This window comes from Variovorax sp. YR266, assembly GCF_900107295.1.
In the GTDB taxonomy this organism is placed as follows: Bacteria; Pseudomonadota; Gammaproteobacteria; order Burkholderiales; family Burkholderiaceae_C; genus Variovorax.
Window position 1 is genome coordinate 47,426 of the sequence record NZ_FNPM01000017.1, and the last position, 21,742, is coordinate 69,167.

The 21,742-nt window shown below is 66.3% G+C and carries 35 protein-coding genes; 3 read left to right on the forward strand and 32 right to left on the reverse strand.

Features of this window, described 5'->3' with window-relative positions:
• Positions 1–8 precede the first annotated feature (8 nt).
• The 12 genes from BLW48_RS30675 to BLW48_RS30720 all read right to left on the reverse strand — a co-directional run bounded on the left by BLW48_RS30675 (position 9) and on the right by BLW48_RS30720 (position 5,916).
• Complete coding sequence (locus BLW48_RS30675; protein ID WP_093179336.1) at positions 9–293, reverse strand: hypothetical protein; 285 nt, start codon at positions 291–293, stop codon at positions 9–11.
• A complete protein-coding gene (locus tag BLW48_RS30680; protein WP_093179338.1) occupies positions 290–496 on the reverse strand; it encodes a hypothetical protein in 207 nt (68 codons plus the stop codon). The genes BLW48_RS30675 and BLW48_RS30680 overlap by 4 nt, the downstream gene beginning before the upstream one ends.
• Positions 493–639: a hypothetical protein gene (locus BLW48_RS35535; RefSeq protein ID WP_177142470.1), complete on the reverse strand. Its 147-nt coding sequence runs from the start codon at positions 637–639 to the stop codon at positions 493–495. Before BLW48_RS35535 ends, BLW48_RS30680 begins: the two co-directional genes overlap by 4 nt.
• Before the next feature lie 2 nt (positions 640–641).
• Positions 642–848, reverse strand: a complete 207-nt coding sequence (locus BLW48_RS30685; RefSeq protein WP_143047829.1) for a hypothetical protein — start codon at positions 846–848, stop codon at positions 642–644.
• A 20-nt stretch (positions 849–868) separates the two neighbouring features.
• A complete protein-coding gene (locus BLW48_RS30690) occupies positions 869–3,730 on the reverse strand; it encodes a toprim domain-containing protein (protein WP_093179341.1) in 2,862 nt (953 codons plus the stop codon).
• Between the two features lie 7 nt (positions 3,731–3,737).
• A complete protein-coding gene (locus BLW48_RS35970) occupies positions 3,738–3,872 on the reverse strand; it encodes a hypothetical protein (protein ID WP_256331019.1) in 135 nt (44 codons plus the stop codon).
• Complete coding sequence (locus BLW48_RS30695) at positions 3,872–4,201, reverse strand: hypothetical protein (RefSeq protein WP_093179342.1); 330 nt, start codon at positions 4,199–4,201, stop codon at positions 3,872–3,874. The genes BLW48_RS35970 and BLW48_RS30695 overlap by 1 nt, the downstream gene beginning before the upstream one ends.
• Before the next feature lie 196 nt (positions 4,202–4,397).
• Positions 4,398–4,814 (reverse strand): DUF7673 family protein, encoded by a 417-nt coding sequence (locus BLW48_RS30700; protein WP_093179344.1) that lies wholly within the window; start codon positions 4,812–4,814, stop codon positions 4,398–4,400.
• Positions 4,815–4,952: 138 nt separating this feature from the next.
• Positions 4,953–5,276, reverse strand: a complete 324-nt coding sequence (locus BLW48_RS30705) for an ogr/Delta-like zinc finger family protein (protein ID WP_177142471.1) — start codon at positions 5,274–5,276, stop codon at positions 4,953–4,955.
• Positions 5,273–5,476, reverse strand: a complete 204-nt coding sequence (locus BLW48_RS30710; RefSeq protein ID WP_093179347.1) for a hypothetical protein — start codon at positions 5,474–5,476, stop codon at positions 5,273–5,275. Before BLW48_RS30710 ends, BLW48_RS30705 begins: the two co-directional genes overlap by 4 nt.
• Before the next feature lie 50 nt (positions 5,477–5,526).
• Complete coding sequence (locus BLW48_RS30715) at positions 5,527–5,727, reverse strand: hypothetical protein (RefSeq protein ID WP_093179348.1); 201 nt, start codon at positions 5,725–5,727, stop codon at positions 5,527–5,529.
• A gap of 27 nt (positions 5,728–5,754) precedes the next feature.
• Positions 5,755–5,916 carry a hypothetical protein gene (locus BLW48_RS30720; RefSeq protein WP_218137556.1) on the reverse strand — a complete coding sequence of 54 codons (162 nt, stop codon included), beginning with the start codon at positions 5,914–5,916 and terminating at the stop codon, positions 5,755–5,757.
• Here BLW48_RS30720 and BLW48_RS30725 point away from each other — a divergent pair.
• The 3 genes from BLW48_RS30725 (at position 5,903) to BLW48_RS30735 (ending at position 7,424) form a co-directional block, all read left to right on the forward strand.
• A complete protein-coding gene (locus BLW48_RS30725; protein WP_256331020.1) occupies positions 5,903–6,379 on the forward strand; it encodes a helix-turn-helix domain-containing protein in 477 nt (158 codons plus the stop codon). The two genes, BLW48_RS30720 and BLW48_RS30725, sit on opposite strands and share 14 nt — an antisense overlap.
• Positions 6,380–6,534: 155 nt before the next feature.
• Entirely contained in the window at positions 6,535–6,744 is a 210-nt protein-coding gene (locus tag BLW48_RS30730; RefSeq protein ID WP_143047830.1) for a hypothetical protein, read from the forward strand.
• A 38-nt stretch (positions 6,745–6,782) separates the two neighbouring features.
• Positions 6,783–7,424 carry a hypothetical protein gene (locus BLW48_RS30735; RefSeq protein WP_093179354.1) on the forward strand — a complete coding sequence of 214 codons (642 nt, stop codon included), beginning with the start codon at positions 6,783–6,785 and terminating at the stop codon, positions 7,422–7,424.
• 20 nt (positions 7,425–7,444) lie between these two features.
• On the opposite strand, the gene BLW48_RS30740 is transcribed toward BLW48_RS30735, so the two are convergent.
• The 20 genes from BLW48_RS30740 to BLW48_RS30835 all read right to left on the reverse strand — a co-directional run bounded on the left by BLW48_RS30740 (position 7,445) and on the right by BLW48_RS30835 (position 21,741).
• A complete protein-coding gene (locus BLW48_RS30740; RefSeq protein ID WP_093179355.1) occupies positions 7,445–8,491 on the reverse strand; it encodes a phage late control D family protein in 1,047 nt (348 codons plus the stop codon).
• A gap of 2 nt (positions 8,492–8,493) precedes the next feature.
• Positions 8,494–8,946: a phage tail protein gene (locus tag BLW48_RS30745; RefSeq protein WP_371127577.1), complete on the reverse strand. Its 453-nt coding sequence runs from the start codon at positions 8,944–8,946 to the stop codon at positions 8,494–8,496.
• A 12-nt stretch (positions 8,947–8,958) separates the two neighbouring features.
• Positions 8,959–11,634, reverse strand: a complete 2,676-nt coding sequence (locus BLW48_RS30750; RefSeq protein WP_093179357.1) for a phage tail tape measure protein — start codon at positions 11,632–11,634, stop codon at positions 8,959–8,961.
• A 68-nt stretch (positions 11,635–11,702) separates the two neighbouring features.
• On the reverse strand, positions 11,703–11,819 hold the full coding sequence (locus BLW48_RS30755; protein WP_093179358.1) for a GpE family phage tail protein: 117 nt from the start codon (positions 11,817–11,819) through the stop codon (positions 11,703–11,705).
• 8 nt (positions 11,820–11,827) lie between these two features.
• Positions 11,828–12,181 (reverse strand): phage tail assembly protein, encoded by a 354-nt coding sequence (locus BLW48_RS30760; protein ID WP_093179360.1) that lies wholly within the window; start codon positions 12,179–12,181, stop codon positions 11,828–11,830.
• A 71-nt stretch (positions 12,182–12,252) separates the two neighbouring features.
• Positions 12,253–12,765: a phage major tail tube protein gene (locus tag BLW48_RS30765; protein WP_093179361.1), complete on the reverse strand. Its 513-nt coding sequence runs from the start codon at positions 12,763–12,765 to the stop codon at positions 12,253–12,255.
• A 36-nt stretch (positions 12,766–12,801) separates the two neighbouring features.
• Positions 12,802–13,983, reverse strand: a complete 1,182-nt coding sequence (locus tag BLW48_RS30770; protein WP_093179363.1) for a phage tail sheath protein — start codon at positions 13,981–13,983, stop codon at positions 12,802–12,804.
• A 58-nt stretch (positions 13,984–14,041) separates the two neighbouring features.
• Complete coding sequence (locus tag BLW48_RS30775) at positions 14,042–14,437, reverse strand: hypothetical protein (RefSeq protein WP_093179364.1); 396 nt, start codon at positions 14,435–14,437, stop codon at positions 14,042–14,044.
• Positions 14,438–14,445: 8 nt separating this feature from the next.
• The gene (locus BLW48_RS30780; protein WP_093179366.1) at positions 14,446–16,032 is read right to left on the reverse strand and encodes a hypothetical protein; all 1,587 of its coding nucleotides are present in this window, start codon (positions 16,030–16,032) and stop codon (positions 14,446–14,448) included.
• Position 16,033: 1 nt separating this feature from the next.
• Positions 16,034–16,612 (reverse strand): phage tail protein I, encoded by a 579-nt coding sequence (locus tag BLW48_RS30785; protein ID WP_093179368.1) that lies wholly within the window; start codon positions 16,610–16,612, stop codon positions 16,034–16,036.
• Positions 16,605–17,501, reverse strand: a complete 897-nt coding sequence (locus BLW48_RS30790; RefSeq protein WP_093179369.1) for a baseplate assembly protein — start codon at positions 17,499–17,501, stop codon at positions 16,605–16,607. Before BLW48_RS30790 ends, BLW48_RS30785 begins: the two co-directional genes overlap by 8 nt.
• Positions 17,498–17,851, reverse strand: a complete 354-nt coding sequence (locus BLW48_RS30795; RefSeq protein WP_093179453.1) for a GPW/gp25 family protein — start codon at positions 17,849–17,851, stop codon at positions 17,498–17,500. The genes BLW48_RS30790 and BLW48_RS30795 overlap by 4 nt, the downstream gene beginning before the upstream one ends.
• Positions 17,852–17,859: 8 nt before the next feature.
• Positions 17,860–18,597 carry a phage baseplate assembly protein V gene (locus tag BLW48_RS30800; protein ID WP_143047831.1) on the reverse strand — a complete coding sequence of 246 codons (738 nt, stop codon included), beginning with the start codon at positions 18,595–18,597 and terminating at the stop codon, positions 17,860–17,862.
• Positions 18,598–18,672: 75 nt separating this feature from the next.
• Positions 18,673–19,125 (reverse strand): phage virion morphogenesis protein, encoded by a 453-nt coding sequence (locus BLW48_RS30805; RefSeq protein WP_093179372.1) that lies wholly within the window; start codon positions 19,123–19,125, stop codon positions 18,673–18,675.
• Position 19,126: 1 nt separating this feature from the next.
• Positions 19,127–19,639, reverse strand: coding sequence for a phage tail protein (locus BLW48_RS30810; RefSeq protein ID WP_093179374.1), 513 nt, complete (start codon positions 19,637–19,639; stop codon positions 19,127–19,129).
• A complete protein-coding gene (locus BLW48_RS30815; protein WP_093179376.1) occupies positions 19,623–20,168 on the reverse strand; it encodes a lysis system spanin subunit in 546 nt (181 codons plus the stop codon). The genes BLW48_RS30810 and BLW48_RS30815 overlap by 17 nt, the downstream gene beginning before the upstream one ends.
• Entirely contained in the window at positions 20,165–20,737 is a 573-nt protein-coding gene (locus tag BLW48_RS30820; protein ID WP_177142472.1) for a lysozyme, read from the reverse strand. Before BLW48_RS30820 ends, BLW48_RS30815 begins: the two co-directional genes overlap by 4 nt.
• On the reverse strand, positions 20,734–20,916 hold the full coding sequence (locus BLW48_RS30825) for a hypothetical protein (protein WP_093179377.1): 183 nt from the start codon (positions 20,914–20,916) through the stop codon (positions 20,734–20,736). Before BLW48_RS30825 ends, BLW48_RS30820 begins: the two co-directional genes overlap by 4 nt.
• Positions 20,913–21,380 carry a hypothetical protein gene (locus BLW48_RS30830; RefSeq protein WP_093179379.1) on the reverse strand — a complete coding sequence of 156 codons (468 nt, stop codon included), beginning with the start codon at positions 21,378–21,380 and terminating at the stop codon, positions 20,913–20,915. Before BLW48_RS30830 ends, BLW48_RS30825 begins: the two co-directional genes overlap by 4 nt.
• Positions 21,361–21,741 carry a hypothetical protein gene (locus tag BLW48_RS30835; RefSeq protein WP_093179380.1) on the reverse strand — a complete coding sequence of 127 codons (381 nt, stop codon included), beginning with the start codon at positions 21,739–21,741 and terminating at the stop codon, positions 21,361–21,363. The genes BLW48_RS30830 and BLW48_RS30835 overlap by 20 nt, the downstream gene beginning before the upstream one ends.
• Between the last annotated feature and the right edge of the window lies 1 nt (position 21,742).

Here is a 21,742-nt window from a genome sequence, read left to right on the forward strand (position 1 = left end):
TCTCCTCGTCAGTGCCAGCCCGGCATGTCGAGATGCCTGGCGTTGGGCCCGCAGTTGCCGGCCGGCGCCCGTGCCACGTCCAGCGCTTCGGGCTGGCCCGTCAGCCGCACGGCCGGGCTGTCGCACAGCAGACGTCCGGCGCGGGCCGTCGAGTGCGTGCACAGCTCGCAAGCCCGAAACGAGGTCACCAGCGCCCGTTCCATGGGCTTGCTGTGGCCCACGCACGGCGGCGACGTGAACACGAGTTGCACGACCGCCGTATCCGGCGCGGTCGCGATGCCGTAGTCGCTCATTTGCCACCTCGCGAGGGCATGGGCACCACGTTGTCGAGTTCCAGGCTCTGCTGGCGCTCCTCGGCCTTGCGCTGGGCTTCGCGGGCGAGCGCGCGCCGAGCGGCCTTGAACGTCTCGCGAATGTCGGTATGTGCCGAGTCGCGGTACTTGAAGGTGGGCGCGTAGATGCTGCGCGTCGGCATGGTCTTGCGGGCTGCGTTCATGCCGACCTCCGCACGCTGAGCAGCCGTACGTCGCCGAAGCGGTCGAAGGCAAGGCCTTCGGCTGCGGCGCACGAGGTGGCGAGCTGGACGTACCCGTAGAAGACGCCAGTGGCGTCGATGACCTTCACGATGTAGGCGTGCATGGTCAGACCTCCTTTGCAGGGTTGGTGATGGAAAAGGGGAAGGGGACAGGCTCGACGCGGTCGACCAGCCGGCCCACAGCGGCTTCGGCGAGGCGCTGGGCCGCGTCGGCGTCGCGCGCGCGCAGCTGGATGAAGAGCGCGATCGGCGCCTGGCCGGGCACGGCGTGCCGGTAGTGGCAGCGGAAGGGGCGGGATTCGGTGATCTGCATGGCGTTGGGCTCCATGGGCTTCAGGAGCCGCGCGCCGGGCGTTCGAACACCCAGCAGTGCACCGTCTTGGCGACCTCGGTGCCTTGCTCCACTCGCACGCGGATGGCGCTGCTGACCGACTTGATGTCGAGGAAGCGCCGGGTCTTGCTGGTACGCAGCACCTTCTTCAGATCGGCCATCAGCGGGATCTGCTGGCGGTGCGTATTCGCCTTCTCGACGAACTCGTTGAGGTTCACCGCGATCTGTTCGGGCGTGCGGCTGTGGTTGAGCAGCGGGCGGTCGATGTGCCCGTGCTTGACCGACTCCACGCCGAGGCTGTCGAGGTAGTCGAAGGCCTCCCAGAACTCGTGCACCAGCGGGTGGTCGGCGTTGATCGAGCTTTGGCGCTCGCGGGCCATCGTGACGATCTGCGCCTGCACCTGGTCGAACTGCTCGTCCGAGAGCTTCACCACGCCGCGCATGGCCGTGGCCATCGCCAGCAGCTGGGCGTGGTTCTTCGCGATGCGCGGCTTGTGGATACCGTCCTGCGCGAGCAGGAAGCGGATGTTCTCGTCGTGCGAGTTGGTGATGGCCTGCATCACCTCGGCCTCGCGGCGCAGCGCGGCCAGGATGAAACCGCTGACCGTCTCGATCTCCACCTTCTCGAGCGTCTTGGCGCTCTCGTAGCTGGACTGCGTGAAACCTCCGGTGTCGAAGGTCATGTGGCAGATCCGCTCCATGATGGCCTGCGAGGCCTGCACCTGGTTGTTCTGGCTGATGACGATCGACGCGCGGAAGGGCGGGTCGTATGTCTCATTGCCGCCGGTCTTCACGCCGGTGGTGCGGATGCTGTTGCCGTTGTAGGCGTCTTTCAGCTCGTCCCAGTCGAACGACCTCACGTGGGCCTGCCCGCCGGTCTTCGTCTCCCGGTCCGACTCGATCAGCACGATGGGAAGGTTGCTGACCTGCGTGAACGTGCGCAGGCGTCCGGCGGCGGTGGACTTCGAGGGGTCGAAGCCCTCGTAGTCACGCCCGAGCAGCTTCCAAAGGAATTGGATCAGCGTGGTCTTGCCGGCGCCGGGCTCGCCGACGATCTCAAGGAACGGGAAGCTCTGCTGTTCGGCGCGTACCTGCTCGGCGAAGAGACTGCCAAACCAGAATGCCAACGCGATGTAGCCCTTGGCACCAAAGGCGCGCCACAGGTGCTGCTGCCATGCCCGCTGATAGCCCTCGCGGTCGGCATTGATCCGCAGCTGGATCGACTTCTGAAGCGACTTGATCGAGAGCTTGTTGAACTCGAAATAGTCTTCCTTGTTGGCCTCGTGGATCTGGCCTTCGCGTACGGCCACCTTGCCGAGGATGTAGGCCTTGTGCGAGGCGCTGTAGCCGATGAAATCGATGGTCTGGACCACCTTCGGGTTGTCCAGCTGCCACTGCATGATCTTCTTGAGTTGGTGGCTGCTGCCGCTGAACATCGCGCCTGGTGCGATGTGCAGGAGCCGCTTCTCGAACTCGGTGGCGGCCGTGAGCTGGCCTGAGGTGAACGTGGCCTTGATTGCCGGGCTGTCGTGCGGGAACGTGACGCGGAAGTAGTACCAGGCCTCGTCGGTGACCTCGTTCTTCTGGTAGTAGAGGGCCCGAGGCAGGCAGTTCGCGATGTTCTGGATGGTGTGGGACTCGAGCAGCGCCTGGTCGCGCTGGGCGTCCTCTGTCATTTCCTCCCGGGTGCCTTCCTTGATGGCCTCGCGCAGCGCGTCGCGCGCCTTGCCGTAGCGGTCGAGATCCAGCTTGAACCACCACAGCCGATTGCCGTGGTCGAAGTCGAACTCCGCGCGGCCGGTGTGGTTGTAGATGAGCAGCGCTTTCTCCTGCGCCGAGTCGGCCAGCAGCAGCGCGCCGTGGTAGCGGTACTCCCTGAGGTGGCTCTCTTTGAGCCGGTCGTGCTGGTGCGCGTCGTTCCAGTCGACCTTCTTGCCCTTGTCCTGCGGGATCTGAGCGGCCTCGCACACCCAGCCCTCATCGCGGGCGCGGCGCGCGTACTTCAGCGTAAAAGCCCGCCCAGCGGTATCGCCATCGAAGGCCCACACCAGCACGGGCGCAGGGACGGTGCCGCCCTGGGCTTCGAGCTGGGCCTTGAGCGCGGCGAGCGCCTTCTCCGGGTAGTTGTTGCAGCTCAGCAGCGCCACGGCGGCGATGCCGTGATGCGCCAGCGCGATCGCGTCGAAGATGCCTTCCACGAGCCACAGTTCGGTCGGGGGCGGATTGGTGGTGGGCGCTTCGGTGTTGCTGGTGCCGGCGGCGCGCATCGCCTGCTGAAGGGCCGCAGACAGGGCGGTTTCGGTCGGTGCCGGCTCGGCGAACGACAGCGAGGGCAGTGCCCACCATGCGCCCTTGTAGGCGCCGCCGGTCTTGAAGTTGGCCTTCTTCTTGCCGAAGCGGTGGGGCGCGTCGAAGAAGCGCTCCCACCAGGTCTCCTCGAGCTGGAAGCGGACGGTGCCTGTGCCGGCGCCGCGCCCGCCATCGGCGCGAGCGTCAAAGTAGTGCTCCTGTGTGTACAGGCCTTTGATCAGGGACAGGTCGAAGCCACGGCTTTCGGCGAGATAGGCATCGGCCGCGGCGTTGGGGTTCTGCTGCTCTGGTGGCTTCTGTTGCTCGGGCTTCTGGAAGCGCTCGCTCCAGTTGTCGAAGAAGTCGGGCAGCAAGTCCTTGACGTGCGACTGGTAGCCGCAGTTGTTGGTGCGCTGGCAGATGACCACCAGCGGCTTCGCGGCCCACGTCCACATCTCGCGTTGGCCGCAGCTGGGGCACTTGCCCTTCTGCAGGTATTGCCGATCGCTGGAGAGCTTGAACTCGAAGTCCCGCTCGAGCGCCGTGCTGATTTCGTCGTAGAGATCGCTGTGCATGGAGCCCTCAGAGCAACCCAGCCAGCGCGAGCGCGCGGCCGAGCAGGACTGCAATCAGCACCACCGCGAGGGCGGGCAGCATGGCCAGCAGGCCGGCGATCGACACGCGCAGTTGCAAGGGGCGGTAGGCGGTCCGGCGCATCAGGCAGACACCTCCTGGCGGCGACGGCGGGCCTGCACAGCGGCGTCGGCGGCATCGGCGGCGGCTGCGGCGCGGTTCAAGGCCGTGGCGAGTGCGCGGGCATCGTCCGGCGTGATGTGCAGGGGCAGGATGCCGGCGGTCGGGCCCGAGCCGACCACCACCAGCACGAAGGGCCGATGGCTTCGGTTGCTGCCGCCGGCACTGTGGTACGAGTAGACGTCGAGCCCGACACCGGGCGTCGCGTCGGGGTTGCCGTTCTGCTTGTGGCAGATCGTGTGGCCGTGGGGCACCCAGTGATTGCCGCCCTGGTCGAGGATTCGGGCGCTCACGATGCTGCCTCCTGCGTCTGGACGAGGGCGGCGCTGCGCCTTTGAACGCGGCCCGTCACGCCTGCATTGCCGCGCGCGATAGACCAGCGGCAGGAATGACCGGACGGGCACAGCCACTGTCCGATGGGGTCTGTGAAGAAGACTTGCCGCCACAGGTAGCTGTGGGCGTTGGCGCGAGTGGCTGAGTGCTGACCGGTCACGCTTCACCGCCTTCGCTGAAAAACGCCGTACCGGGCGGGGCATGCGGAACGGGGTCAGGCTCCGCGAACACGACGAATTCAGGGTCGAGCGGCTGCAGGCCCTCCCGCCTGCACTTCCCCTTGCGTTTCCAGTCGTGAGCCATGTGCTCGAAGCGCTGGCCGAAGTCATGGCGGCTCGACAGGAGGTTGAGCCATTCGTGCACCTCCATCTGGCAGCGCGAGGCGTCGCTGTTGATCACGGCGATGGCCGCAGCCAGGTTGCCCTCGTCGAGCAGCCGCAGATCCGTGAGGTCGAAAGGGAACCGGTGACCGTTGTAGAGGCCGAGAAGCACGCCGGCAGCCGCGCGGGCGCCAGACGTACCCCTGTGCTTCTGAGTGAGGTTCCAGAGCTTGATGAGCGCGGCGGTGTTCATGCGGCGCTCCCGACGTAGGGGTGGAGAAGGATCAGTGCTGTCATTTGGAAACCTCCGGGGTGAGCACGTCCCGCAGGGCCTCCGAACAGGCACCGCAGGGGTTGGGTGAAAGGGGGATCGAGCAGAGTGCTCTGGGCGCTATGAGGGCCCGTCGACGCTGGCCGGCGCGAAGAGATCACGCGTTTCCGGCGGCGTCATGAGGGGCGTGTGCTCGGCCGTGTTGCCCGAGCGGATCTGCTGGGCCAGCACGTCACGGCGCATGTGCGATGCGAGAGGCAGGTGCACGGACGGGGCGGGCGTGGCCGAGGGCGAGATCGTCATGTCCGCCTCAGTGGTCGCACGCCAGGTGTGCCCGCATTCGAAGTTGCTGCACACCACGTAGTGGTGCGATACGGTCGCGGTCATCACCTTGGTGGTCCGAATGGAGCCGAGGTGGTCGCAATGAGGGCAGCGCAGTCTCATCGCGGCTCCACGGGCGCCGTGCGCCGGTCGACGAGGTAGAGGGCACGGCCGCGCCCGGTCGTGGCGCGAGCAGCGCGGCGAAGGCGGGCCTTCACCAGCCATTCGGCAGCAGATTCAAACGTGGGCAGCCCGCGTTCCAACTGCACGCGCTCGATCAGCGCGTGGTCTTCGTCGGTGAAGGTGATGGTGTGCTCGGGCATCTTTTCGGCTGCTCTTTTTGCGCCGTGAAGCGGCTGTTTGCGGCCTTCCTTTAGGCCGCTCGCCGGTCGAGACTCGGCTCATGAACCAACCCCAGCACCTGCCGCGCTTCACGCAGGGCCAGCTCACGCAACAACGTCGCGAGCTGCTCGCCCTGATAGTCAGCCATTGCTTGAACGAGCCCATCCTCGTAGTCGTCGAGGCGGATCGTGTAGCGCTTGGAACGCACTCGCTTGGGATCGGGGTAGGTCATGGTCGTGCTCGGAAGGGGTGGGTCGCGTCAGCTGGTGAGCGTCTTCGTGCGCTCGCAGACGGCGAGGCCGCGCAGGAGCACCAACCGGGACACCGAGGCAAGGGAACGCTGCTCACGCTCGGCCATCTTTTCGAGCTTGGCCCGCTCGGCAGGCAACAGCCGGATAGGGATCGGCTTGTCGCTGATCACGCCGTTCGGCGCACGGCGCGGTGTCTTCGAGGCGGGCTTCATGGGCGGCGGTATGCTTGTGGAACAGAAAATTGCACAGTTAAGCCATTCTTGCGAGAAATATCGCGCAAGTCAAGATATGAGTGAGAAAAATCGCGCAGCCGTGGGCGATCGCTTGCGCGAGGAGCGCGACCGAACCGGCCTCTCGCAGGAACAATTTGCAGCCGCCCTCGATGTGTCGCGGCGGACTTTGGTCGCGTGGGAGAGGGGTGAACAGTCGCCCAACGCCGATGCACTAACGGCCGCAGCCGAGGTCGGAGTAGACGTGCTCTATGTGCTGATCGGCCAGCGTTCTGCGCCTGTAGAAAGCCGCCTAACCCCCGACGAGGCTGCGCTGCTGGACAACTACAAGCACTCGGATGAAGAAGGGCGCGCTGCGGCCCGGAGGGTGCTTTCTTCGCTCGCGAAACAGAAGACGGGGTAGTGGGCGCCCTGGGTGGCTTCAGCTCTTGTGGGCTCTGCTTCGCTGGCTGGACACCGAAAACTGGCTAGATTTCGACGAGTTGGATCAGGTCGCTTTCGGGCCGTTAGACCTCGATGAGTAGACCGGCGAGGTGCCGGTGATCTTTGGAGCTGAGCATGCTGACTTTCTTGGGCTGGGCACTTCTCGCGTTTGCTGTATTCCTCTTCGTGGTCTGCATCGTCGGATTTATCAACCCAGAATGGTTGACTGACAAGAAGACCGGCAAGGTGCCTTCGCGGCCGATGCTTGCCCTATGCGCGTGGCTCGGACCGGTTATCCCGGCAGCGGCGGGCGGCACTATCCTGATCCTTCAGCGTGTGCCCTGAGTTGTTTCATTGCTTCGCTTCAGAGAGGAGATAACTCAGTGTTCAAAAAACTGTCGAATGAACTCACACGGACCGTCAAGTCAGCCGAGCTTGGCGGCCTGGCCAAGGAAGTCGCGGAAGCAGGAATCGATGCATTGCTGGACCAAGACGGCTTCGTTAAAGATCTGCCTCTTGTAGGGTCTGTTGTCGCGCTCGCAAAGGTCGGAGCGTCAGCTCGTGATCGCCTATTGGCGAAGAAGATCCTGCGGTTCCTTGAGTCGCTCAGTGACATCGACGAAAAAGAGCGTGCAGAGATGCTGGAGAAGCTGGAGCAAAGCGAAGGCTTCCGGGGCCAGGTGGGTGAGCGTCTGCTCGAGATCTTGGATGGCCTGTCCATCGACAGACAACCGGAGATGGTGGCGAAGACCTTCGCCGCCTTTGCTCGCGGAAGGATCAGCGATCTCGAACTGAAGCGCCTTGTGGTCGCGATTGAGCGGACCCCACCGCACGAGCTGACGGGAGCGCGCGCCTATGCCGAAACACCCGAAGATGCTCGCATAGAGGCGGGTCGGTCAGATCCCATGATGCTCCTGGCTCTACAAGCGACGGGTTTGGTCGCAACCAGCGGGGGCTATGACGGCGGCGTCTTTCATCCGACGCCGTTGCTGGAAAAGTTTCTTGAGCTAGATCTCGATCGATAGGTGCCAGAGCACGTCGGCTCTTATTCCTCTTCTACGCTGCTGGGCTCGCGTTCGCCGGTGCCTTCCACTTCCATCTCTGCATGCGTTGTGAAGCCGCCGTCCCCGGTCATCGTGTGGCGAACCTTGACCGACAGCCAGTCCGTGTCGTCGATCTCTGGTTTATTCCATCCTGAGACCTTGACCGGCGATTGAGGGGTGAGCAGGGGCTGACCCATCGCCAGCGTCAGCTCGAAGGTCGCGAGCCCGCGCTGAATGCGCCGCCATTCGGCCTGCGCCGCCGCGCGCGCATCGGCCTCGTTCGCGAACGTGTCTTTGAGCCGCTTCGCATTGCCGCTGACCCCCACCAGCACCCCGCGCCTCTTCGCGCGCTTCGGATCGTGCCAGTAGGCCCGCACGCCGCTGTACGCGTCTCGGTCGCTGGAGTGATAGCGGTGGCTATCGCCATCGGCTCTCGTGATCTCGATCACTGGCAGGCTTTCGCCGCTCGACGTGGTTGTGCCGACGATGGGCAGGAACAGCAGGCGCCCGCGCTTGATCGTTGCGGCGGCATCGTGCAGCTTCGCCAAGCGCGTGAGGAAGTTCAGGTCGCTCTCGTTGGTCTGGTCGATGTGCTCGATCTGGCGGGCTCCGAGCGTGGGATCGATGCGCGCCACCAACTGGTGCCGGGCGGCGATCTGCCGGACGATCTCGCCCAGCGTCACGCCGTGAAAGCTACGCTCCACGCGTGTGCGCAACGACTGGTGCATTTCCGCGCTGCGCGCGCGGATGCAGATCTGGTCGGGCGCGCCGGCATGCTCGGCCTCGTCGACGATGAACGTTCCCTTGTCGACCAGGTCGGTGCCGGCCCAGCCGATCGCCAGCTGCAGCTCGACGCCCTTGCGGGGAATTTCCAGCGCGCCATCGTGATCGTCAAGCACCAGATCGAGCTGGTCGGCCTCGTTGCCGCGGCACTCCGACAGCGTCATGCTGATCAGGCGCGCGTCCACGGCCGGGGTGATGTCCCGCTCGCCGAGCTTCAGGCGGTAGCTGGGCGCAGGGTGCGCGGTGGCCTGGTCTTGCGGGTCCATCGTCAAGCCGCAACCTCTTCGTCGCCGCCGATGCCGTCGGTCTGTTCGTCATCGCCGATGGAGTCGGTCTGGTCGTCGTCAACGCGCTCGAGCTGGAGCTGGAACTCGATGCGCCGCGCCGCGCCGTTCGGCAGAAACACCGTCTTCGTCTCGGTGAGGCCCTCGATGACGTACAGGCCGTACACGATGCCCATGCCGTCGACCAGCGGCCACGAGGCGCCCAGGTTGCCCATCTCGCGCAGTTCGTCGAGGGAAGCGGTGCTGCCCGTCAGCTCGGGCATCAGCACGCCTGAGAGGTTGAAGGTGTCGTCGCCCACGCCGAGGAACTGCCGTGCAGGGCGGGCGCCGATGCGGCTGTTGCTGGCGTGGCGCCACTTCATCTGCCGCTGCAGCTCTTGATAGGCCAGCGTGTCGAGGCTGAAAACGAACTGGCCCAAGGCCATCATCATGCTCATGAGGTACTCCGGTCAGTCGCGGTCGGTCAACGAGGACCGGCCGGCGGCGCTCTTCGCGCGCTCGCGGCGGTCCAGCTCCATCGACACGGCGCGGGCAATCTCCTGAGCACTCATGCCCGGCGCCGCGTGAATGTGGATCTCGTATTTGGCGCCGGCGACAGGGGCGAGCTGGCCGGCGCTGGCGCTGATCGGCGCGCGGGTGTCGAAGCGCAGCGCTTCCGCGCCGGCCGTCCCCATGGGCAGCACTGAGGCGGCAGCCGTTGCCATGCCGAGCGCAGCCTGGCGCACGTAGCCCGCGCGGCCGGCGATGCCCAGCGCCGCCCCGTTGCTGATCTCGTTGCCGGCCAGCATGAAGACCCGGCTCGGGCTGCGGATGCCGAGCTTTTCCTTGAACCACGCCAGGGCCGAATCTGCCGCGCCTGATATTGCGCCCTGAACCTGCCCGAGCGCGCCCGTGATGCCGTTGGCCAGGCCCTGCATCATCTGGCTGCCGAACTCGGTGAACTTGCCCGGCAGCTCGAAGCCAAACCAGCGCATCGTCTCGGCGAACGCCTGGTAGAAGAGCCCGGCCGGCGACCAGTTCAGGATCGCGCTGCCGACCGTGGCGAGTGCAGCCGGCACCGAGCCGCCCAGGTACTGCCAGAACTGGTCGAAGGCGGCCTTCGCGCGATTCCACAGGTCGACGAAGAAGGTGCTGATCGGACCCCAGTAGCGGTAGATCAGGTAGGCCGCGACCGCGATCGCGGTGATGATGAGGCCGATGGGATTCAGCAGCAGCGCGCGGCCGAGCCACAGTAGCGCGGTGCCGGCCAGGCGGAAGCCCGTGGCGAGCAGGCCCAGCACACGGGCGAGCACGCCGCCCTGAATGCCCATGGCAGCGAAAGCGAACCGCATGGCGACGAATCCCAGGATCGCAGGGCCCACCACCAGCAGGATGCCGCCGAGCGCCACGAGCGCCACCGCAAGGATGCCCAGGCCGGTCGCCAGCAGCTGCGCAAGGCGTGGGTTCGCCGCCATCCAGTTCGTGAGACCCTTCATAGCGGCCGTGGCGAGCTTCAGCGCCGCGACATAGGCCGGCATGATGCTGTCGCCGAACTGCTTGTAGAGATCGTTGCGCCGCGCGGCCAGCTCCAGCTCGGCGCCCGAGGAGGTCTGCAGCGCGCGGTCGTACAGCGTGCCGATGCCATCGGCGCCGGCGTTGAGCTTCGCGTTCTTGTGGATCTGCTCGCGCTGCAGGTACATCTGCGCGAACAGGTTGGAGGCAGTGCGGTTGCTGAACATGCCGCCCATGGCGTCGAGCACCTGCTGCTTCTCGGTGATGCCCTTGGCGGCAAGGGCAGGCAGCAGGATCTTTTCCATCCACTCGAACTGGTTCTCCCGGAAGACCTCGCTGCCCTTGAGCGCGCCGACACCGAGCTGCGAGATCTGGCCGACCTTGTCGTGCTTGACCTTCGAAGGGTCGGCGATCAGACCGAGATCCATCAGCATCTGTGCCGAGCGCTTGGTCGTCTTGCCCTGGTAGATGTTGGAGTAGGCAGACATCATCGCGGTGCCCACGCGGTGGCCGCCCATTTCCTGCACCAGCGGCTCCATCTGGTAGTAGAGGGCCTCGTCCGTGAGGCCCTTGGCCGCGACGCCGCCGGTCTTGATGACGTTGAGCCATTCCTCGCCCTGCACGCGCCCGCCGGTGGCAGCGATCACGCGCTGGATCTTGTCGGCCTGGTCCTTGAACACCTTCTCGTTGGCCAGGCCGCCGCGCAGCTCGATGACCTTGAGCATGTCCATGAACTTCTTCTCGTTCTCGTGGCCCTGCTCTTCGCCGTAGATCGCCTCGTTGGCGAATTTCATCTTTGCCAGCGTGGGCGCCACCATCTCGGCGTGGTGGAGGTCGGCAAACACTGTCAGGCCGTCGCGCACGAGCATCAGGTTGTCCCGGGTGCTGGTGCCGTAGGTCTCCATGGCCTTCGCATACTTGATGGCGTCGCCCGTGATCTTGTCGCCCAGGCCGAGCGCCGCGATGCGCTGCTGCTCGGTCGCGAATTTGGAGCTTTCCTCGATCGGTGCGCGCATGGCGTGCAGCACCGCGAAGCCCGAGCCGGCCGCGATGGCGCCGGCGACGGCGGTGTTGTGGCCGAGGTGCTTGCCCTTCTGGTAATCGGCCTTGGCGGCATGCATCGCGCGCTGCCGATCGCCCAACTGCTTGAGCTTGGCGGTCTGCTCGTCGATGGCGCGGTTAGCCGCCGAGATCTCGGTGCGCAGCCGGCGCTCGTGCGTGCCCATGGCGCTCGCGCTGATGCCTGCGGCCGTGAGCTTGTCGCGCAGGGCCTGCACGCGGGTGGCCTGCCGCTGGTGCTGTTCGCTGAGAGCTGCTGCCTCTCGCTTCGCCGCGGCGAAGTCGCGGATCATGGCCTTGGACGGCGGGCCCAGGGCGCCCAGCCCCTGCGCCAGCTGCTTGACGCGCGCCTGCGCGGCCGTGAGCTTGGTGGTGGTGTCCTGCAGGCCGGCGCGGATCTCGCGGAACTCGCCGACGCTCTTCTGCTGGGTGTTGAGTTCCTTGAGGCGGTCGCGGGCTTCGCGCAGGGCCCTCGCGGCCTTGCTGCTGCTCTCGGAGACCTTCTTGAAGGGCGCGGAGGCCTTGTCCAGCGCCTGCAGGATCACCATCAGGCGCAGATCGCCGCTACCGGACATGTGCACCCCCTTGCGAGGCCGCCACGAGGCGCGAATGGAGCTGGAAGGGGGGAAGGTGGCGCATGGGTCTACTTGGGCGGTTCGTGGCGTTCACGGGCGCGCTCGCGCCACTGCATCAGGTCGGACACCGCCATGTCATCCATCTCGGCGGGGCGCCAGTGGAAGACGAAGGCGAGGTCCGCCATGGCGTCTTCTACGTGCTCTGGGATGCGGGAATCCGATCCGCCTTCGGCAGCAAAAAATTCACCACCTCGGTGCCGCACTGCAGCAGGTCGGACGGCTCCAGTGCTTCGACCTCGGGCTTCGTGAGGGTGGGGACCGTGAGGCGGGGCAGCACGGTGGTCAGTGCAACCACGTCCATCTGCATCAGGGCGGCCAGCGAGGTGCCGCGCAGCTCGCCGGAGCGCGGCTTGCGGATGAGCACCTTGGTGATCGACTGTCCGCCACGCTGCACGGGCGTGTCGAGGATGACTTCGCCGGCGGCAGCTTCCGTGGTGCTGGTGGGCTTCGGCGTGACGTCGGTAACGCTGTGGTCGTTGAGGTTCATGGTGCTGTGAAAGAAGGTGAGGGATGAGGGGATGCGCCGGCAGCTGCCGGCGCGGCCGGGTTGTAGTCAGCTCAGAACAGGCCGAGTGCCTGGCGGATCTGCGCCATGCGATCGACGCCGTCGACGACTTCGATGAAGTTCACGAAGTCGATCTCGATGATCACGACGCCGTCGATCGTGAGCTTGTAGTAGCTCAGCGAGGACTTCACCTTGATCTCGGTCTTCTCGCCGGCCTTGGCCTCGCCGAAGTCGATTTCCTTGTGGCGGCCGCGCATGACGATCTCGACCGCCTGCACCTCGCCGGTGTCGTCGGTCTGGACCGCGCCGGCGAGGCGCAGCAGCACGCCGTCGTGCGTGGGCGTGCCCCACTGGGCGAACAGGCTGCGCATGTACCCGGCGGCGGTCCAGTCGGACTCCAGGGCTTCCATGCCGAGGTCGATGCCGATGGGCCCGTTCATGCCGCCGGCACGGTAGTCCTCCATCTTGCGGCTGAGCTTGGGAGGGGTGAAGGCGGGCACCTCGCCGAGGTAGCCGGTGCCGTCGTTGAACAGGATGAAGTTCTTGAGAACGCGGGGAAGGGACATGATGTTTTCCTCTGTGGATCAGCGGGCGGGGCGCGGTCAGGCCTTGGCGACCATGTCGGCGAAAGATTCGTAGTAGCGGCCGGTGATGCGTTGGCGGAACGTCAGGTTCTCCAGCGGGGCGCAAGGCGTGAAGTCGTAGTCGAGCACCAGATTGCCGTCTTTGAGTTCGTCGGCGGTGTTGATCTCGCCGTCGACCGCCCAGACGCTGCCGCCTACGAGGTAGCCCGCGCGTGTCAGGTAACGGAACTTGCTGTTCACACCTTCGAGGATGTCCTTGGCGAGGCTCGGCAGCAGCGGCTTGTCGTTGGCCCACATGTGGGCCTCGGCGATGGTGTCGGCGAGCACCTGCGCGGTACGGGTTGCCGATTCGAAGGCGAACGACGGCTCGTCGCTGCAGGTGCGCGACCCCCAGAAGCGATACCCGTCGCGGTTGATCAGCGTCGTGACGTCGCCGGCGTTGAGCAGGCCGGCGTCGGTGTTCGGGTCCTGCAGGTCCCAGTAGATGTCCTTGCTGATGCCCGTGACGCCGTTGACGGCGACGTTCGAGATGGTCTTATGCCAGCCGATCTCGTTGTCGATCTTCGCGCGCAGGCCCAGCGCGGTAGCAACGGCAGGTGAACGGGTGTCGGCGTTGGCGACCAGATCCCAGGCCAGAAAGTCGGGGTGGATCACCATCAGCTCGCGTGCGCCGAACTGCTGCCGGTAGGCCGTGGCTTCTTCGACCGTCTCGCAGTCCCAGGCGCTCACGTAGGCCATCGCCCGCAGGCTTTGCGCGATGGTCGCGAAAGCGGTTGCCACGGGCTTCGTATCGAGGCCAGGAGCGCCCAGAATGCGCGGCTTGATGCCGAGCCTTGCCTGTGCCGAAAGCAGCGCCTTCATGCCTGTGCGCTGGCCGTCTGCGAGCACCGTGCCGATCACGTTGGTGGTGGTTGCGGCTTCGTCGGCGCCCTGCTCGACACGAACCACGACGGTGATGGGGCGCGCCTGCGCGGCGATGGCTTCGAGCGCCTTCTTCAGCGTACCGGTCGTGCCCGCCTTGCCCATGGCGTTGTAGACGTTGGTCACGAGGACCGGCTGGTTAAGAGGGAAGGTGGCCACGTCGGCGTCGGGCGCGGTGGCGACCAGGCCGATGATGGACGTATTGATCACGCGGATCGGGCGGGTGCCCTCGGTGACTTCGAGGACGCGTACGCCGTGGTGGTAATCGGTGAGGGCCATGGTGGAGTGCTCCGAGAAAATTTAAGAGGACGGACGGGGGCTGGGGGCGCTGCGCTGGTCAGAGGGCGGCGGCTTGAATGAACAGCGCGTCAAGCGCAGCGTCGTCAAGGCCGATGGCTGTGCCCAACTGCGCCAGGAAGGGGGAGGCGCGCTCGTAGGTCGAGGCGTCCCACTCGATCTCCGCGGCTTCGCGCTCGGGGCTCGGCAGAGCTGCGATCGCATCTGCGACAAGAGAGAGCTTGCCGGCCGCCAGCAGCGCGAGACGGCCCTGACGCCGAGTGACCGAGAAGGGGACCGAAGGCGATGCGCCTTGTCCAAGGTAGGCCTGGTAGCGCGAATCGACCTCGTCGATCTCCGCGAAGTAGGGGTAGTGGGCAGGATCTTGCGCACATGCGAAGACGGACAGGATCGATTGCATCGATGCGTCGGCGAACTGCACAAATACGGTGGGCATGAGGACTCCTAGAACGTGTAGCCGCTGATATAGGCCTGCGAGCTCAGCGAGTTGGCGACTTGCCAGTAAATCGTCTGTGCAGTCGAAAGCAGGAAGTTGAAGCAGCCGCCGACATATCCAGTGCCAGAGGTCGACCCTGTGGCAATCTGCTGAGAACCCATCCCGTTCGCGTCTCCCATCAGAAACAGGCCGCTGGTGGCGGTGCTCGACTGCCGTGTGGACCATCCGCTTACCGACTTGGCGTTCATGGGCACCACTGAGGCGATGGACAGGGCTGTTGTTGCTTGGTTGGCGGCCGAGGTGTTCAGGACAACGGTTGCAGTGATGTTGAGTGCTCGATCGCGCTGCAATCCCATCGTGAACTGGCTCGACGAAACGGGCCACACGGACACCAATGCCGATGCGGTGTAGCCCGCTGGCATGTTGGCGCCGCCATAGACCTCTGGAGCTACTGCGGCCGTTGCATTCGTTGCGAGCAGCGCAGATGCGCCGCTGGTCGGGTTGTAGATCGCATAGAGGGCGACGAAGCCTGTGGCCGGTGGGGCGCCGACATCCATGCCGCCTGCCCCGACGGTTCCGAGGTTGACGGTCTTGTTGAAGCCCGGAAGCCGGTATTGCAACCCACCCAGCGCCGAGGCGAGGATGAGTTCGTCGGCGGTGAACGTACCCGAGGCATTGGCAGCCCCCAGGTACATGCGGCCGTTGCGCACGGTTCCGACGACACCGGAAAGCTGTCCCATCGCTGCGGTGTGCTGACTCTTCGTGCCATTCGCAACCTGCAGCGGCGCACCGTTGCACCCGTGCAGGATGAACTTGTCGAGCGCGGCGCTCCAGCTGAGATGGCACAGGCCACCGGCCAGGTACTCACCGCCTTGGAGCGCGATATTTGCTTCGCCGACCACCGGCTTTGCCGCCAGGGCATTGACTGCCATTGTCAGCGCGCCGGTGTTCGTAGCAGCCGCCTGAACCCAAAGCTCCATGCCGTCCGTCAGGGCGGTGATTGCCGGCGCGAACGCGGCAGCTGCTGCGTTCGCCGCACCTGTGTCGGCGGCGTACCGCGCAGCATTCTTTTGGATTTCGGAGACGGCAGTGCCGGCCGTTTCGGCGTTGATGTTCGCGCGGGCCTGTGTGGCCTGCGGGGTGGTCAGGCCCTGAGCGGCGTCGTGCCGCACGTATTGTCCGTGGGGATTGGCAGCGCCCGTGTGAGCGGTGAGGTCGCTATCCATCGCGTACTGCGGGTGTGGATCGGATTTCCCCTCGTGCACGGTTACAGCGTCGCCGAGCGCGCTGGCCAGCTCGGCTGCGGTGTAGCCCCACCGCACCCACTTGGCAGCGTCAGAGCCGGGCGCGACGTTGGTGCTCTCACCGACGCTCTTCCACGTGCTGCCGCCGTAGCTGACGTAGGCGACGTTCGCCGGGTAGGGCAGCGATGCATCCCAGGGCGTGACGTTCCGCAGGCGCTGGTAGCGCGTGCGGTTGGCCAACTGTCGCGGGGCGAGGTTATCGATGCCAGTGGGACCGCCGAGGACTGGATCGTCTTCCTCTAGCTGGTAGATCCCGGCTTCGTAGAGATCGGACTCGTTGAGGTTTGCCATGTCAGGCGCTTCCGTGGTTGTAGGCGCCATCGCGTCGCGTGGCACCGTTGTGGCTGTTCGCGACAGTGGCGTAGCGCAGCGCGACCAAGTGGCAGCGAGCGGGGGCCACGGACGGCAGTAGCTTGCGCAGGCGCTCGGCCTGTGCGTTGGTGATCGGGCGCTGCAAGGCGACCATGTAGGTCGCCCAGGTGGAGATCAGCGGAGCGTGCGGGAAGATGCCGTTGCGGCGGATCGTCCCGTTGTGGGTTCTCCCGCCCACGCGCTCGATGATGTCCACCTCGCCGAAGCCCAGCGAGCGGATCAAAAGACGGATCGCCCAGGGCGTGCCCTTGTGGCGGTGGATCTCGATGCTGTTGAGGATCAGCGCGCGCTTGGCGTCGTCGGACTTGGCGTCCTGCCAGGCCTCGACCGACAGCGTCCATGACAGCCACGGCAACAGAGGCGCGAGGCAGAGCATGGCCGTCCACAGGTGCCGCAGGCCGTTGGTGTCCAGCTCCAGCGGCGAGGTGCCGGCCAGCGCAAGCTCGAGCGGGGTGCGGTTGGGCGGCAGCAGCCGCTGGGCGGGGGTGAGGTTAGCCACTGACCACCTCCTCGAGGACGGTGATCGCCGTGACGCGCACCCATTGGGTTTCCGTGCAGAGCATGTCCACCGGCGGCGAGGTGATGCTCACCCGGCTCACGCCTGGCTGGTGGAGAGCGCCATCGATACCAGAGCGTGCAAGGCCTTCCCCGAGCCTGCGGATCTTGATCAGCCAGGCGTCGAGCGCTGCCTTGCCGTTCGCCAGCGCGACCTCGCCGGCAGGGCCTTCCTTGCGGTAAACCGTCGCCTCGATCGTGGTTTCGAAGATCTCCGGCCCCTGCACCGGCACGCTGTCGCACAGCGGGCGGATCTTCTCGTCGTTGAGTGCGCCGCTCACGGTGCCGAGCAGCGCCTCGGTGGGCACGCCGCTCGGATCGGTGGACAGCACCGTGACGCGCACCGTGCCAGGGATCGGGCTGTCGATGCCCACGTCTGCGACTTGCGCACTGGCGCTGAGCGCGTGGAAACGATAGCTGTCGCGCGGACCGGCGGTGGTGATGCCCTCGGGCGCGAGCTGGATGCGCTCGCGGAAGCGTTCGTCGTCTTCGTAGACGGCCTCCACGGGCGGCACGGCGTCCGGATTGGCCGGCGTGACGACCAGCCGGAACACCCTGTAGTTCGCGCCGAGGTTGTCGAGGTCAGACTTCGTGGCATAGGCGAGCATGCAGGCCTTGGCAGCGTCGTTGATGCGCTGTCGCATTTCAAGCTCTTGGTAAGCCTGCACCTCCAGCAGCTTCATCGCCGGATCGGATTCGAGCAGCAGCGTGTAGTCGAAGCCCACCGCCGTGCACAGCTCCTGAAACTGCGCCACGCGCCGCGCGAAGATCGTCTCGAAATCGAGCACCTCGATCACGGCCGGAGCCGGCAGCAGCGACATGTCCATGCTCATGCTGCCGCTCCGACCTGCACGGGCACGCGCATCGACAGCACGCTGCGGCGCTGGCCCAGCGGGCTGTAGATGCCCTGCAGATCCAGCAGGACCTGGCCGGGCGTGTCGGTGCTGAAGATCTGCACGCGCGACAGGCGCAGACGCGGCTCCCACTTCATCAGCGCGCCCGCCGTGGCAGCGTACAGGCGCACGCGGGTAGCGCTGTTGTCCGGGTGGTCGATCAGCTCGGGCCAGAGACTGCCGTAGGGGCGGCGCATAACGCGACTACCCAACGCGGTCGCGAGGATGTCGGCGATGCTCTGGCGCAGGTGGTCGATGCCATCGAGCGCTTTGCCGGTGAGGCGGTTCATGCCGCCGGTCATGGCACCGCCCCGCCTGCGGTCCGGCCGCCATCGTCTTCCTCGATGTGACCGTGGCCCTGCACGCTGATGTCGCCCGCGACGATGTCGCCGCCATCGGTGGTGATGCCGTGGCCGTTGATGAACTCCATGTCGCCGTCGATCTGGGCCGTCTTGCCGCCGGGCCCGGTGCCCGAGCCAGCCATGCCGGCGGTGTAGGTGAGCAGACCCTGCACGACCAGCTGGCCGGTCACGATGTTCATCGGCGCATCGAGGGTGATCTCCTGCGAGTGCACCTTCGCGCTCTCGCTGGCCGTCAGGTCGGCGGTCTTGCACTGCACGGTGATCGAGTCCGGCACGGTGATGTCGGCGGTGCCTCCGCCGGGTAACGTGACCTTCAGCGCGCTCGCGCTATGGTCGTATTCGAAGACCGCCCCATCGGGATAGGTGGTGCGCTCCACGTCGCCGCTGTCACCGTTCGGGGGCACGCTGTCGCTGAAGAGGCCCACGAGCACGAAGCCGGAGGCCATGTCGCCGCCCGGCGAGAGCACCATGCATTGCTCACCCACGAAAGGGGGAGACCAGTGCCGCACATCGCCGGCGCGGCGGGCGAACCATGGCAGCCAGTTGGTCTCAAGCTTGCCGGACTTCACGCGGCATCTGTAGCCTGCGGGGTCCACCGCCATGATGGTGCCGGCCCGCACGAGGTTCTCGATCAGGCGCTGCAGTTCGAACGGGGACGGGGCCTTTCCAGACATGCCGTCGATGGTGCCGACCGTGCGCGCGCGACGCACTTCTTATCGGTTGTGCGAGCGCGATCTACAACCGAAAGATCAGGGGGCGAGGTGCTGCAGGAGCATGTCTTTCACCAGCTCGCGCTCTTCGTCGTTCATCGCGAGAAGGCCACGCGCCGGATACTTGTAGCTGGGCCCGCCGGGCTGCACCAGATCGCGCAGGCCTTCGTGGTGCACGCTGGCAATGCGAGCGGTGCGGCCGAAGAAGCCCACCGCGACGCCGTCATCCTCGGCCTCGACGCGCAGGTGGCGCGCGGCGCGCAGCTTCTCGAACATGGTGCGTCGGATGCGGCCTTTCTGCAAGCGGGCGTTCGTGGTCTTTCGCGGCTCGTAGGCGGTGCCGTCCGGGTTGCGCTGCGACGCGATGCGCTCTGCCTGCTTGCGCCGCAGAGCCTGGCCGATCTGACGGGCCAGCGCGCGGCGCTTCGGTGCTGTGAGCTGCGACAGCAGCGGCGTAGCCCAGTCCTCGAGTGCGCGCAGATCGTCGGCCACGTCAGAACTCGGTGGCCGGGAAATCCCAGGAGGCCAGCTGCTCGCCTTCGAAGTAGACCTCGACGTGCTGGGCCTCCTGCACGATGCCGACGTGCGGCGGTTCGACCGCGTGCGTCACGTCGTAGCGCTTGGCGGTTTCCTTCGAGGTCGGGTCCGGGCCCGGCTTGACGATCACGCGCTCGGTCAGGTCCAGCTCGATCGAGAGATCCATCGTTTCCTTGTTGAGGTATTCCGCCTCGAAGCGGATGCTCTTCTCCCGGAGGTCGGGGTTCTCGAAGATCTCGACCTGATTGGTGCGCAGCCAGGCCAGCATCGGCACGAAGATCGCGTCCGCGTGGCTGCTGTAGTCCAGCACCACGAGCTTCAGGGTGTAGCGGTAGACGAACGACAACGACGCCGCCGCGGCGGCGACGATCCGCCCGTTGGTGACGAAGATGGTGAGCTTGTCCGGGTCGCGCTTCAGCTCGGGCGTCGCGTCGGTCAGGTGCGCGCGCAGGCTATGGGGTTTGAGCATGCGTGCCTCCCGCCCCGTTCAGGGCATTGATCCTGTCGCGGACTTCGTTGTACCGGTCGATGCAGGCGTTGAGGTCGTGGATGGCGATGTCTCCCTCGCCGGTGATTCCTGCCAGAGCTGCCGCAAACGCTGGGTCAAGTTCGGCTCGCGCTTCTGCAGGCTGGCCGGCAGCGGCGGCACCTGAAGGCCCGGCTGCAGGACAGGCGGGGACACGGGCGGGGACTGACACCCGGACAGCGCCAGTAGACAGCTGGCGCTCCAGAAGAGCTTTTTCGCCTTGAACACGTTCGATCTCCTTTGCATGTGCAGCGTCGCGCTTGGCGAGGCTGTCGGTCATCTGCCATTGCGCATCGAGCGTGCGAGTAAAGGCGTCGACGGCCGCACGGGCGTTGTTGACGCGATCGGTCTGCCACTCCAGGCGCACGGCATCGCCAGTTGACCGGCCGCCCAGGTGCCAGACCAGCCCTGTCCAAGCGCCGAAGAGCGCCACCGCGATGACATAGGGCAGGGCCTTGAGCAGCCAGCTCATGGGAACTTCGTCAGGGCGGCGGCGATGGCCGGCTTCGGATCTGTGCCCAGGAACAGCAGCCGCTCGGCCTCGCGTCGGCGATCGAGGCCCTTGAGCACCTTGCCGCCGGACATGTTCCAGCGCGGGAACTGCGCGGCGGCGCCGGCCGTGTCCCCGGCGTTGAGCAGGCGCACGAGCGTGGACTTCGAAAGTGCGTCGACCCCGCAGTTGTAGAAGATCGAGACGAGGGCATCGAACTGGCGCTGCGAGAGCTGCACGATGACAGCCCGACGCACCGCAGGCTCAAATTCGCCGGACATGCGGCGCGCGTAGCGTTGATCCGCTTCGGCCTGGGTGATGGTGAGGCCGGGCACCACGTCGGGCCCGGTGTCGCCCCATCCGATCGTCCAGGGCTTTCCGCTGAGCCGGGCGAACGCCGCAGGCACCGAGGTGATGCGATAGGGGTCGATGCCGGCCGCGCTCAGCGCCTTGAACAGGGGCGAACCCGGGTCGGGGTAGGCCAGGAGCCTGCACTGCTCGAAGTAGTGGGCGACCTCGTGGCCGTCCGGGCTCATGCGGTAGTCGTTCATGGGCGAGTCCTGGCGCATTCGGCGTAGAGGGTGATGACGGCCTCGTGGTGGCGGTGGCGCTGCGCGGGCGTGGCGCCCGCCGGCAGCGTGGGCAGGGCGGCGCACGGAGGCGCGGGCGGGGGTGGACTGGCGCAGGCCGTCGCAGCGAGGGCCACCAGCAGGCACAGCAGCGGCTTCATCGGCCGCGCTCCTGTATCCGGGCGTTCGCTCGGTTGACGGCGTTGTTGACGGCACGGCGCTCCTGTTCCTGCGCGGCGCTGACGGACTGGGCCGTGACGGCAGCGCTGGCGGCGGTGCGTGCGGCAGTCTTCGCGGTGGCCGCCGCGCTGTCGGCCTTGCCGGCCACCTCGGCCACCGCTTCCGCCGCCGAAGAGACAGACGCGGCAGCGTCGGCCACCTTGGCGGCAGAACGCTCGGTCTTGCCCGCCACGGCGCCGAGCGCGGTCTGGAAGTTTTCCTGCAGGCGCGCGATCTCTTCGAGCCGGGCCTCGCGCTCTTGCTGGATGCCTGCGTAGTAGCCGATCGCCAGGCCGCCGCCGATCAGCCCGCCGATCACGAGCAGCGATTCCACGACGCGCCGGATCGCGCGCGGCAGGTGCCGCGTCGGAGTGAGCGGCGTCAGGTCAGAGTCTGGGGTTTGCATGGATCTGTTCCTCCAAGTTGGAGATCTGCGCGCGCAGCCGCTCGAGTTCGGCGTTCTGGCGCTCGATCTGCTTGGTCAGCTCGGACATCTGGCCCTGCAGCTTGTAGAGCTCCCTGTAGGCCTCGTTGCGCTCCTCGGCGAACTTGTCGGCGCGCTGCTCGGCCAGCGCCCGGGCCTCGCGCTCCGACTTGAGCATTTCCTCGTAGACGGCAAGGGCCTTGATCTGCCCCGCGCTGTCGGCGCCGGCCATGTCGCGGCTGTTTTTCTGGCTGAAGAAGTAGTACGCGGCCGCGATGCCGATGGCGGCAGCACCGCCGAAGACGCCCTTCAGTTCCGTGAACAGCTGGAGGAATTCGTTCATG